The sequence below is a fragment of the Flavobacterium aerium genome (genome assembly GCF_030766725.1).
In the GTDB taxonomy this organism is placed as follows: domain Bacteria; phylum Bacteroidota; class Bacteroidia; order Flavobacteriales; family Flavobacteriaceae; genus Flavobacterium; species Flavobacterium aerium.
On the sequence record NZ_JARQWR010000003.1, the window covers coordinates 74,739 to 88,326 of the forward strand.

Sequence of the window (13,588 nt, forward strand, 5' to 3'; positions counted from 1 at the left end):
CATCAACACTTCATAAGTTGGCTGCTTCTTCTATAATAGTGATTGCTTCTTTAATACTATCTTTTTGAATTAAAATGTTTGCAACTTCAAGCATTGCATTGAAATTATTTTTTTTTGCGGCTTCAAATAACCATTTTTTTCCATCTTTGAGTTCAATATCATGATAATTGCTTGCAAAGTATAATATCATTCTAGAATTTTCATCGCCTTTTTTTGCTTTAGCAATCAATGGATTAAAATAAGTCTCATCAAAAAAATCTTGTTTATCCTGGAGTATTCTCTTTTTTTCTTCTCTTTCCGCAGCCCATTGCCTTTCCTGTTCAGGTGATGTACTGAACAAATCGAGAATACCAGTAGCAACATCAACTATTGCTTTCTGTTCATTGTATTTTCTTGCATTTTCGGCGGCAAACATATTATTAGCAACAGATATTTCATTCGTAGATGTTTCTTTAGCGGTATTTAACGAAGAACTTTCATCGGGATTTGATTCAGGTGAAGTACTACTAGATGATATAACCAAGCCAAGTTCCTTTACTTCATTGTTTGAAGTTTTAGTTTTTACTGCTGTCTTTGTTTTTCCATTATCTGTGATTTCTTTTTCTATAGTCTTTCTATAATTATCATCAATGAAGTAGTTACAAGTAACTAGTGTTAGGTTTTGAGTATTAAAAGCGCCACTATTATATAAAACAGTAACCTTGTTTTTTACAGATTGTTTATATCCTTCTTCATTATTTACTTCAAGCAGTTCGGCCCAACCAACAGTTTTTGGTAAATCTATTTTTTTCAGAAAGAAACTAGCATTGTATAAGTCACAATAAATACTCCCAATACTAATACTTGCTTTTAATTTTGATAAGACGTTGAAAGGAATTTGTGAAGCTGAAATTTCTTTAGTTCTAATTTTTATACTATTTATTTTAATATTGTCGACTATAAAACCATATGTTATACCTCCAGATGTTATTGATGAAGTTATTTTAATATTAAGTGTTACATCAATGCCTTCCCAACTACTCTCGGGTGTTGATCTGTAATGAACTTTCTCATAATAACTACCTTGAGCATAAGTAGCAAAAGTAAATACCGTAAATAATAATACTATTAGTTTTTTCATATCTCAATTTTTTAAATTTTGTCCGATAAAGAACGTTTTAAAGACTACTAATGATTCTCTTATTTAACAAATTTACGGTAAGTAAAAACCAAAAAAAATACTCCTAAAGGAGTATTTTTCAGCATTTAAAAGTGAATTATATTACACCATTAAGTACACATTTTTTAATGAGTTGAACCGTATTTTTAGATTCAGATTTTGCGAGAATGTTCCTGCGATGTTTTTTAACCGTTAAAGCACTTATGAAAAGTTTGTCAGCAATTTGATTATTGTTTAAGCCATTACTTATTAATTTAATAATATCTATTTCTCGTTTAGAAAATTTCTTAAGATTCATATTATCCACATTAAGATCTATATTCATAAATGAAGGTTCTGCATATAGACCAATAAGAGAAATCTTATATGTGTTTTGATTACTAAGGTGATCAATTCTAGTATGAATGTTTAATGATTTTCCATATCCACCATTGTCATCCATAGTGAGCATTAAAGCTTGATGATTGAAGAGAGTATACTCTCCATTTTTTAATCGAGCCCTATAACAATAACTTATTTTATAACTCAACAACTTTTCTCTACCTACTTTCTCTAAGAAAAAAGTAGTTAGAAATGCTTCAGATTTTATAACAAAATCTATATCATCCGGGTGAATAGCACCAAGTATATCATTAAACGTTAATGTGTCTGGGTCAAATCCGTGCATATCATAAATAGAAGGACTGATATGTGATAGCGACATGTCGTAAAAGTCGATAATATAGAAAGAGAATGGTCCAGAGCTAATAATTGAATTTGTTAGCTCATCAAATGATATTTGATAAGAAGGGGTAGTTTGAACAGTTCTATTAGAAAGCCAAACATCATGGAGGGTTTGTATTTCAGAATTCATAGAGCAAGGATTTTATTTAACAAATTAACATACAACTTAATTAAATATGACACCTATATACTTGGATGACCCAACTAAGAATTGGTATTAGAATATATCCTGCCATTTCATTCTTCATATTCAACCTCAAAAATACAAATAAAAAAATATAGCATATACAAAAGTGATTTCATGGCAAAAAAAATTAAATCTTTTTAGAATCTCATTTACTATGATATGGACATCGAAATACACATAAATTTAGAAAAATTCCCGAATAAATTCTCATTTACTGCCGTAATTGACATAATTTCTTGAATCTATTTACTTCATTTTTTTGATTATAAATCATTCCTTTTTTGCTTATTTTTTTGATTTTAACCTCTCAAATAATTTTAGTTTTATAGAAATTATCCTTATTTTTATAGCGTAAAACAACATATCTCAATATCCCAAAAACATCTTGGTTCACTCATAAACCGAGTTGCAAAAACCCCCTAAATGCAAGCAGTACAAGAGAATAAAGTTCAACAGCCCAATTTTTCGGAAGCAATACGTTTTTGGTTTATACTAGGTTGGATTAGTTTTGGTGGCACAACGGGACATGTAACCATTATGCATGATTTTCTGGTTGAAAAAAAGAAATGGGTTAGTGATAGCAAATTTTTTTCTGCACTAAATGCTTGTATGATTTTACCGGGACCAGAAGCCCACCAATTAGCCATTTATCTGGGATGGAAGCTGCATGGCATTAGAGGTGGTATTATATCTGGTGTATTCTTTGTTTTACCTTCTATGCTTATCTTATTATGCTTGAGCATTATCTATGCACTTTATGGGAATACTCCTTTACTAACCTCTGTATTTGATGGTTTAAAACCCGCGGTGTTAGCCATCATCATCTATGCTACGTGGAAAGTAGGTGGGAAATCACTAATTAGCTTTTTACACTATTTCGTTGCTTTTTCATCCTTTATTTGTTCTTATTTTTTACATATTCCAACACCTTGGATAATCCTTGGAGTTATCTTTTTTGCTATTCTAATGAATATAATTGCTCCTCGATTTATGGTATCGAAGAAAGCAAAGAATAGAATGGATAATCATGAGGATTTATATTACGTAAATAGTAATCAAACACCCTATAAGACCTCTTTAAAAACAATAATAAAACAATTTTCGATATTTGTTATTCTTTGGCTTATCCCTTTTTTATGCTTAACATTTTTACTTGTGGATCAATTATTTTGGCAAAAGCTGTCATTGCTTTTTACCGAAACTGCATTCTTGACTATTGGAGGATCTTATACGGTTATCCCCTATGTAGCCAATTTGGTCACCAATAAACTGGCTTGGTTATCGAAACTGCAAATGATCGATGGCTTTGCATTAGCCGAAACAACACCTGGGCCGTTGGTTATTGTATTATCATATGTTGGTTTTATGGCTGGATTAAATCACTTTAATGGCTCTTTGCTCATGGGAACTGTTGGACTTCTAGCAGCCAGTTATTTCACTTTTCTGCCCAATTTTATGATGATTTTTATGGGAGCTCCATTGATTGAAAAATCTCAAAAAAACCAAAGCGTACAAGCTGTATTATCACTAGTTACTGCTGCTGTTGTTGGCGTTATTGTAAATCTTGCCTTTTATCTTGGAGAAGGCATTTTGTTTTCAGGCAAAATGATTTCTTTAACTAATTTTGACTGGATGGCATTAGGATGGGTTATAGTATCTCTGTTTTTACTGATTAAGTATAAACTAAATATGCTATATCTCATATTAATCAGCCTCTTGTATGGTCTCTTACGTTATTTTATGATGTTTTAAAAAAACTAAATCTAACTGGAAGCTCGTAATGCCTTAATTTCATTTTTCAGTTCCATGAACATTTCTTCAACACTTCCCGGAACAGAACCAATGGGTTTTCGATCATTCTTACCAAGATTACACTTAAATTCCCATATCTGATCGATTTCTGAAGCCTTAACCTCGTATGGAGCATAAAAGGATTCATCTGATTCGAGCATTAGTACATTTTTACCATTTTTATTTAGTCTTTTATAAACAATACCATCCTCTTTTGTCAAGATTATATAGGTTCTACCATCTACTACTTCACCAAGTTTTTCTACATATTTGCCCACAATAACATCACCATCTTTATGTGGAGGCATAGAATCTCCTTCAACAGTAAATCCTCTATGGAGCCCAGGTCCTAAAAACGGCAACGAAATACGGGGTAGGTTTTCTATATATTCCGGATCTGAATAACCATTCGTATAACCCGCCTTTGCTTTTTGAGTAACAATTTCAATGAGATTTTCTCCCTTACTATCTACCATAATAGGAAGTAAAAGCCTATTATTATCTAGCTTGACTAATTCATCCATTCTTATTTTCCTGACGTCCACACAAAGGAGAATATCAATGCTAACCCTATAATATTGAGCTATTCGTTTGAGTATTTCATAAGGTGCTTCTGAAGTTCCATCCTCGTACTTCACATACCTCCCTCGTGTAATAAGAAGATTTTCAGCAAGTTTTTCCTGTGAAATCTTCCCTTTTACTCTAAGGTTTCTAATGTTATCGGAAAATAAAGACATATTTATTTTGTTATAATTTGTAACAACAAATATAATTAATTTTGTTACAATCTGTACTAATTTTGTATTATATAAAATGAATGGACAATGATAATAAGATATTTCACATTGTTCAATCAACAAGAATAAGAATAGTACTTACGCTATATAGAGATGAAAAAATTGGAATATGCCATAGTAGATATTGAGACCACAGGCGGTAATGCTAGTGGTAGTTGTATTACTGAAATTGCAATTATAATTCATGATGGTACAAATGTTATTGACCGTTGGGAAACATTAGTAAATCCAGAAAAGGAAATACCTCTTCCCATCTTTGCATTAACGGGTATTAATAATGAAATGGTACGGAATGCGCCAACATTCGATGCTATATCAGAGAAAGTATTTGAAATGCTTACGAACCGTATCTTCGTCGCTCATAATGTTAACTTCGATTATTCATTTGTTCGCCATCAACTGGAGGAAGCCGGTTTTAAATGGACAGCTAGAAAACTATGTACCGTTCGTGCTGCCAGAAGAATAAAACCGGGACTTAGCTCTTACAGTCTTGGAAAGCTTTGTAATTCACTGAATATACCTATAGAGAATCAACACCGAGCTGGTGGTGATGCCGATGCTACTGCCCTATTATTTTCTCAATTGCTACAATGGGATGAGGAAGGAAAAATTAACGAAATGGTAAAAATGACAGCGCTAGATCAGCGTTTACCTCCAAATTTACCTCCTGCTGACTTTGAGCAATTACCTGAAAAACCAGGCGTATATTATTTTTATAATCAGGCTAAAAAAGTTATTTATGTAGGCAAAGCTGTCAATTTAAAAAAGCGTGTGGCTTCCCATTTCAGCGGTCATAAAATTACCCCTCAAAGACAGCATTTTTTAAGGGATATATATGCCATTTCTTTTGAGGTTTGTGCTACTGAACTCATGGCTCTATTGCTAGAGTGCACAGAGATTAAGAAACTTTGGCCAACTTATAACAAGGCATTGAAACGCTTCGAAGCAAAATTTGGGATTTATGAATATGAGGCGCGCAATGGTTACAAATATCTAGCAATTGGCAAAGTCAATAAATTCCAAACCTGTATTGAGGTTTTCAATAGTCTGTATGATGGTATAAACGTGCTACAAAGTCTGGCAGAAAAATTTGAGATTGATTATAGATTTTGCAAATATTGTACTCTCACAGATGGTGAAGTCCCCGTACAACAGGATCTTACAAATCTGCCTGATGTTGAATCTCATAATGACCAGATAGAAAATGCTATTGATTATATTTTAAAGAACAGGCCTAGCTTCTTTATTATCGATAAAGGTAGAACTGCAACAGAACGCAGTTGTATCTGGGTTGAAAACGGTCACTTTTATGGGATGGGTTATATTACATCAGATATTGGAATTACTGAACCAGCAGAGATTAAAGATTACGTCACTTCCTATAAGAGTAATCATTACATCATGCAACTAATCTATGCTTATGCAAAAAAATATCCGGGCAAAGTTTCTCAGATAAAACAGATCGATTTATAACTTTAGTATCACTACAAATGCGGACAATATGGATTCAAATAAATTAACTCGCTTCCTAGAAGCACAAAATCAGGTATACTTAAAAGCACTTTTAGAAATTAAAAAAGGGCACAAAGAAACGCATTGGATGTGGTTTGTATTTCCACAGATCAAGGGATTGGATTTTAGTGAGAGTTCTAATTTTTATGGGATCGAAGATTTGGAGGAAGCAAAACAATATCTTTCACATCCTGTATTAGGCAAGCATCTTATTGAAATTTCAACTGTCCTATTACAATTAAAAGGTAAAACTGCGCTACAGATTTTTGGACAGTCTGATTATATGAAGCTCAGATCATGCATGACTTTGTTTGCAGGGATTACTATATCTAATCCCATTTTTGAACAAGTGATTGAAAAATACTTCGATGGTTTACAGGACGAATATACACTCCAATTATTACTTAAAAATAAATTTTCCAATGATACTGTTTGAGGATACAGAGCTATTTAGTTCCGGTACTGGTGGCAGGAAAAATTTTGATTTACCCGATGCTGATGTAATACTGATTGATAATTTTTTCAATAAAGAAGAATCAGATTATTATTATAATGCTTTATTAACTGATACCCATTGGTGTGAATATAATATGCCCATGTATGATAAAGTGGTTACTGCGCCAAGGATGATTTCTTGGTTTGAAGATAAAAGTAATCCTAGAACCAATCCCACAACTTTAGAACTTACCAAAGATCTTTGTGACATCCGTCATAGAGTTGAAATGGAAATCAATTTAAAATTTAATGCTGTGCTATTAAACTTGTATCGAAATGGACAAGATGGTGTATCATGGCATAGTGATAAGACGGGCAAATCTGGTATTAATCCTATCATTGCTTCAGTAACATTTGGAGAGACACGCCTGTTTCGATTGAGACACAAATTCCGTAAGGATGTTCCACAAGTTGAAATTCCATTACATCACGGTTCATTTTTACTAATGGCAGGAACTACAAACAGTTTTTGGGAACATCAGGTTCCGAAAACTACTAAAAAAATATTACCTCGGATTAACTTAACCTTCCGTAGGGTTAGTAATAAAGCCTAACTTCATTCAAATCATCTCTTATCCTATAAAAAAGCCACTCTTAATGAGTGGCTTTTTTAAACATCAAATATCTTATCTCAAATTATTCAATTGTAACTTTTATTACCTCTGTTAATTCCGGTACAGGAAAATCATCTCCAACCTTACTGATTACAACATCTTCTAATGCTGGAGTTCCACCAAAAAGAGCCTGATTGTTCCCTGCTCCAGGATATTGATCTACTCCTGTTCCATCATCAAAAAGGGATGTTTTATTGGTTATATCTCCTTTTTCGTTTGCAAAAATGATAGGTTCATTTGCATAAAACCAATCGTTGGAATATCCAAACATCGTTACATATGCTATTTTATCTCCTGTTGTAGATTCAAATTGTACTGATTCTTTTTGGCCTGGACCAATTGGCGCATTTCCTGCAACATACACTCCTTTTACACCTGCCACGTTAATTAAATTTTCTTTTAAAGTTGAAACATTACCCATTTGAGCAATGAATTTCAATCCTTTACCTTCATCTTTTTTACCCAATTCATAAATTGGATTTATATCTCCCGAATACACTACTACCAATACTGGAGAAAGCCCTGTAATAATACCTGTTTTTTCTTTTGTTTTTACGGCTAATAACTCATTATTACCCATTTCTGCAATAGCCGTAATTTCAATATTTGATCTTTGTCCTGGTTTAAAAAAAGGCATATTATTCAATAAGTTTCCACCTAAAAAATTTGAAACAGCCCAAACACCTGGCGAGAAAGGAGTTTCATTCATTGTTCCTCCCGATGTATTGGTCATAATCAGTGTAAATTCGGAAGTACTGGCATTGTATTCTAATTCTAACTTCATAAGTTGTGAAGCATCAACATTAGGAACCATAGCAATATCCTTATCTTCAATGTCTCCAGTTACATCATCTTTTGTACCGTTATCCCATAATTTAATTTGAGCCGAAACATCTCCTGTTATTGCATTTCCATCAGTGTCATATAATTTTAACCCAGGATGTTCTGGTGCAAAAAACCAATCTTTTGAAGCACCGTACATGGTAGCAAACATTAAGGATTGTGTTTTTCCTGCATTAAATTTAAAATTAATTGATTGTCCTGGCAAAACAACTGGAGCCATAATTACATCATCACCAATTCCCTTAAAAGTTCCACTTTGCACAAAATCTTTTGGTACAATCTTATTCTCAAAAGTTATAGTAGAGCTTTGTGCAATAACTGATGTATCATCATTATCATTACAGGAAACTATGCATGATCCTATCAATAACATTACAAGGGGTAAAAATTTGTTTTTCATAACTACTTAAAATTTAAATTTATTTATAATTTGTCCGTCTATAATTTTAGACGATGATTCTTTTGAATCCTGACAAAAAATTTGAAATTTATTTTAACCTGAAAACAATTGTTGTGTTACGCGGATGAATAAATATTGTCTTCACGAGTACATAACAGATCGATTCTTACATAAGAAAAATTGTTTTAAATCAGAGTTTAAAAAGATTGATTCCCATTTTAACTGGTATTCTTTTTACCGCTAACGTATCCATTCATATTTTTCATAAAAATGCTTGAAAAAGTCAAAAAACAATAATTTTAGCCCAAAATAAAGAACCAAAAACAGTCAATTTATGTCTTTTTAGGCAACTTTTTAAAATTCTTTTTTGGTCAATTCTCAATCATTTTTGAATAGTATCATCCTACTCAAACCATACGTATTTATCGTTTATATCTGCCTAAATCTGTGCACTATTTTCTCAATATAAATTGGTCAATAATTTTGTTATTAAAAGTTATTTTAATTAAATCTAAATAAGAATAGTATTTATTTTTAACTTGCATGCACAAAATAGTAACCTAATAAACTAGAATAATAATGAAAAAAAATACCGCGAAAATTCATTTGAATTTATCCGAAAAAATTGTCTCTCAGAAAAAAACCATCCTGAATGTCAATTTGGAAAAATGTAAATCCAAACTCAATTTTTTACTACTATTAATCACCTTACATTTAAATAATTCTATTGCCTATTCACAAAATTACGCTCCCTTAAACACATCTGATTGTTCGCCTGTAACAGAATTTACAGAAAATTTTGAAAGTTATACCCTAGATGAATTCCCTAGCTGTTGGGATAAACTTGGCTCGGTCTATATAACAACTAATGACGAAGATAACGAGGAGGATGAATCAAAAGCTTTATACCTCGATACTGGTTATTATTCAAGTCAATCAATAGTAAAAATGAAACCGCTTAGTAATGCTGGAGCAGGAACACATCGATTGCGCTTTAAAATTAAAAAACAAACTAGCTACTACAATGTCAATACATTTGTAGAAATAGGCTATTTAACTAATCCTGAAGATTTGGGATCATTCATTAAAGTAATGGAAGTGAATGCAGAAAAATCTACCTATGAAGAGCAAAAAGTAAATCTTGGAATGGTACCCGGAAGCAATACTACGCTGGCCATTAGACATACAAATGCTGGTGGAAGTGCAGTTTACATTGATGATATTAGTTGGGAAGAATTACCTCCTTGTGAGGAACCATCACAATTGATAGCCGTTGACATAACCGATACCACTGCCAGAATATCCTGGAATAGTACAGGTACACTATTCGATATTGAATATGGAACCGAAAATTTTACAATGGGTACTGGTGCATTAATTTCAGGAGTAAATAATCCTTTTGATCTTGAAGGTTTGGATTCAGAAACAAGTTATTCTTACTATGTACGACAAGATTGTGGTATAAATGGTAAAAGTGATTGGTCTGGCCCTTATACCTTTAAAACTTTATGTACGCTTGTCACAGAATTTTCTGAAACTTTTACAGGAGTTGAGACTAATTCATTTCCTTCTTGTTGGAATAAAGTAGGTACAACAGGTATGGCTTCGATTCGAGAAGATGAGCTCATAGGTAATCTAGCGTTGTACATGCGATCTTATTCTTCATTTGCAAAAACAACCGTAAAGATAAGACCCGTAACAAATGCTGGTACAGCGACTCATAGGCTTCGTTTTAAAGCTAGAAAAGACACCTATGGATTATCATCCAATGTCAATGGCATAATCGAAATAGGATATCTAACAGATCCAGACGACGCTACTACTTTTATTCCCGTATCAACTCAAACAGTAACGGCTTCAACTTATCAAGAAAAAATAGCCCGATTGGAAACTGCACCTGGAACTAATAATGTATTAGCTTTCAGATTAGTTTCTGCTACAGGAATATATATTGATGATGTTATTTGGGAAGCACGACCTGCTTGCGAAGAGCCCGTTCAATTAATCACTTCTACTATAACTCCAACTTCAGCAAAATTAGCCTGGACAAGTACAGGTTCTTCTTTTGATATTGAATATGGACCTACTGGATTTGTTCTGGGAGCTGGCTCAGGAACTTCTGTAACTGGAATAACCAATAATTATGAATTAAACGGATTAAATCCAGATACACATTATACTTTTTATGTAAAGCAAAATTGTGGTACAACTTGGTCTGAAGCTTCTAATTTCCAAACCGCTTGTAATGCAATAACAACATTACCTTGGAATGATAGTTTTGAATCGTTAACATCCGTTGGTGAAACACAATTTCCTTCTTGTTGGAGAAAAGAAAAGGGAAACTGGAAAACGTCGAATACTGCTTATTACAATTCTCCGAGAACGGGTACAAAATACTTACTAACATCGGCTTCAACAGACAATGCTTTCATACATACTCCTGCATTTCAACTAGAAGCAGGTCAATCCTATGATTTTATTTTTTACGTTCAGGGAAGTGGGTATTCTGTCGCTACCGTTGATATATTCAGTACAAATAATGCTTTATCAATACCCCGCGTCCAATTAGGAGAATCGTATACAATTGCTCAAAATTCCGATCAATATGAAAAAGTAACCCGAACTTTCCTACCTACAGTTACAGGAAATTACTATTTTTCTATGCGTTTAAATTCTTCATCAGGATTTTCACAGGAAGTTGCTTTTGATGATTTTACATTAGAAACTACTTCTTCTTGCCCAATTCCTTCTACTTTATCTGTCACTAATATTACTGCTAACTCCGCTCAACTTTCATGGGTTGGTAATGGAAATAATTATAGTATTGAGTACGGTCCGAAAGGTTTTCTTTCAAGTAATGGAACTGTTTTGGAAAATGTGACGATGCCTTATACACTTCAAAATTTAGCAATTTCTACAGAATACTCATTTTATGTGAAAGAACTATGTAGCCCTACCGACCATAGTGCATGGTCTGAACCCATTCATTTTAAAACCATTTGTGGACCAGAAACGGCTCCAACTGCTGTACAAACATTTTCAACTTACACTGGTTTTGCAACAGGATCAGTTGCGTGTTGGTCTGAAGCAGAAAACAGCTTAGCCGATGGGCCAAATTTACATGATGTAAAATGGATTGGCCATTTTAATTTTGCAAATAATGATGCTAGCCCAACAGGAAATGCAGCCGCAATTAATTTATATGGCCCTTCTCAGGATTGGTTAATTTCAAATCCAATTGATTTAGGGGATGGAAGTATTCCTTTTACATTAAAATATATGACGGCATTGACAAAGCGTTTCAGCTCTACAGCAACGAATGGCTTAGGTACGCATATTATTAAAGTTTTAATTTCAACTGATGGTGGTACAACTTGGTCTAACTCAAATGTTCTTAAAACTTATAATGCTACTACACCTATTTCTCATACTGGTCAAACCGAAGAAATCCCTTTAACAGGATATTCTGGTATTGTAAAATTTGCCTTTTATACTGAAACAATTGATTATTCACCTGATATTCATTTCTTCATTGATAATTTTGTAGTAGAAAATAGTAATGAGTGTAATGCTCCTACTGCTTTAACAACTACAGCAATTACTTCTTCTGGATCTACTATTTCATGGACAGCTGGCGCAAGCGAAACGGCTTGGGAATATACAATACAGCCAGCAGGGACTGGATTACCTACAATAGTAGGAACTACCGTAACTACTTCTACTGTTCCATTGGATAATTTATTATCGGATACTTCCTATGAAGTTTATGTAAGGGCTATTTGTTCCGCTAGTACTACCAGTAACTGGTCAGGACCTATCAATTTCACGACTCAATTACCGTGTAATAAACCTACTGCCGTAAATGTAACTGAGATAACAACCACTGGAAGTACAATTTCCTGGACGCCTGGTGCAATCGAAACAACATGGGAATATACCATACAACCTGTAGGAACTGGAATACCAACTACTGCCGGAATTTTTACGCCTTCGCCTACAGTTCCTTTAACGGATCTAACAGAAAATACGGCTTATGAAGTTTATGTAAGAGCGACTTGTACTGCTACTATTGCTAGCGCATGGTCCGATCCCGTACAATTTACTACAACAGGCAACTGTTTACAGCCTAGTACTCTTATCGCGAACTCCATAACTACATCGGGTGCTACAATTGCTTGGACAGCAGGGTCCACAGAAACCAACTGGGAATATACTATTCAACCTGTAGGAATGGGAATACCAACTACTACTGGTACAAACAGTACTGCAACTTCAGCTGTTCTCAATAGTTTACAATCTGATACACAATATGAAGTATATGTAAGGGCTATTTGCTCTACCGCAACGACAAGTGAATGGTCTAATCCAATGGTATTTAAAACCTTAAAATCGGGTGGTACCTGCGAAACGGCTATTGAGGTTAATAGTAATGATTTACCGTATACTACTACTGATAATACGCTAAACTATGGTGATCATTATGAAGGAATTGCGGGTGCTTCTTGTGGAATAACGACTAATTATTTAAACGGAAATGATGTGGTATATGCATATCATGCTACAACAGCAGGAACTATAAATATTGGATTAAATCCAACACAAAGTAATGTGGGTGTATTTGTATATACAGCTTGTGATTTAATTGGAAATACTTGTGTTGCTGGTGCAGTAAATAATGCTATTGGTGGACCTATAAATATTAATGGATTTACTGTAACGGCTGGTCAAACTTATTATATTGTTATTTCAACCTTAGCACCGCCACAAAGTACGGCTTATACTTTAACGATAACAGGAACATTGGGGATTGATTCTTTTGATAATCAAAATTTCAGTTATCATCCTAATCCTGTACTCGATATACTGAATCTTTCCTATTCAGAGAATATTACGAGTGTACATGTATTTAATTCCATTGGACAGCAACTGATTCAAAAAACAGTGAATGCTAATCAATCTCAGCTTAATTTATCTGGCCTTGCTGCTGGAACTTATTTTGTTCAAATTAATGCTAAAGGAAAAATAAAAATGATTAAAATCATCAAACAATAATCTACTCATCTTACT

9 protein-coding genes are annotated in these 13,588 nt (G+C 33.5%); 5 read left to right on the top strand and 4 right to left on the bottom strand.

Annotated features, from left to right (window positions below):
* Positions 1 to 10: 10 nt before the first annotated feature.
* The gene (locus P6733_RS04845) at positions 11 to 1,120 is read right to left on the bottom strand and encodes a hypothetical protein (protein ID WP_306350516.1); all 1,110 of its coding nucleotides are present in this window, start codon (positions 1,118 to 1,120) and stop codon (positions 11 to 13) included.
* Positions 1,121 to 1,256: 136 nt separating this feature from the next.
* Entirely contained in the window at positions 1,257 to 2,012 is a 756-nt protein-coding gene (locus P6733_RS04850; RefSeq protein ID WP_306350518.1) for a LuxR C-terminal-related transcriptional regulator, read from the bottom strand.
* Positions 2,013 to 2,492: 480 nt separating this feature from the next.
* Here P6733_RS04850 and chrA point away from each other — a divergent pair, with 480 nt between their 5' ends.
* Complete coding sequence (chrA, locus tag P6733_RS04855) at positions 2,493 to 3,821, top strand: chromate efflux transporter (RefSeq protein ID WP_306350520.1); 1,329 nt, start codon at positions 2,493 to 2,495, stop codon at positions 3,819 to 3,821.
* 11 nt (positions 3,822 to 3,832) lie between these two features.
* On the opposite strand, the gene P6733_RS04860 is transcribed toward chrA, so the two are convergent.
* Positions 3,833 to 4,597, bottom strand: a complete 765-nt coding sequence (locus tag P6733_RS04860) for an XRE family transcriptional regulator (protein ID WP_306351134.1) — start codon at positions 4,595 to 4,597, stop codon at positions 3,833 to 3,835.
* 153 nt (positions 4,598 to 4,750) lie between these two features.
* On the opposite strand from P6733_RS04860, the gene P6733_RS04865 reads away from it, so the two are divergent.
* From P6733_RS04865 to P6733_RS04875, 3 genes are read left to right on the top strand one after another with little or no spacing between them, the layout of a single operon-like run.
* Positions 4,751 to 6,130 (top strand): exonuclease domain-containing protein, encoded by a 1,380-nt coding sequence (locus tag P6733_RS04865; protein ID WP_306350522.1) that lies wholly within the window; start codon positions 4,751 to 4,753, stop codon positions 6,128 to 6,130.
* Between the two features lie 28 nt (positions 6,131 to 6,158).
* On the top strand, positions 6,159 to 6,605 hold the full coding sequence (locus P6733_RS04870; RefSeq protein WP_306350524.1) for a DUF1810 domain-containing protein: 447 nt from the start codon (positions 6,159 to 6,161) through the stop codon (positions 6,603 to 6,605).
* Positions 6,592 to 7,218 carry an alpha-ketoglutarate-dependent dioxygenase AlkB family protein gene (locus tag P6733_RS04875; RefSeq protein ID WP_306350526.1) on the top strand — a complete coding sequence of 209 codons (627 nt, stop codon included), beginning with the start codon at positions 6,592 to 6,594 and terminating at the stop codon, positions 7,216 to 7,218. The genes P6733_RS04870 and P6733_RS04875 overlap by 14 nt, the downstream gene beginning before the upstream one ends.
* 82 nt (positions 7,219 to 7,300) lie before the next feature.
* Here P6733_RS04875 and P6733_RS04880 read toward each other — a convergent pair whose 3' ends face one another.
* On the bottom strand, positions 7,301 to 8,521 hold the full coding sequence (locus tag P6733_RS04880) for a spondin domain-containing protein (RefSeq protein ID WP_306350528.1): 1,221 nt from the start codon (positions 8,519 to 8,521) through the stop codon (positions 7,301 to 7,303).
* A gap of 579 nt (positions 8,522 to 9,100) precedes the next feature.
* Between P6733_RS04880 and P6733_RS04885 the strand changes: the two genes are divergently transcribed.
* Entirely contained in the window at positions 9,101 to 13,573 is a 4,473-nt protein-coding gene (locus P6733_RS04885) for a fibronectin type III domain-containing protein (RefSeq protein ID WP_306350530.1), read from the top strand.
* The last annotated feature ends 15 nt before the right edge of the window (positions 13,574 to 13,588 follow it).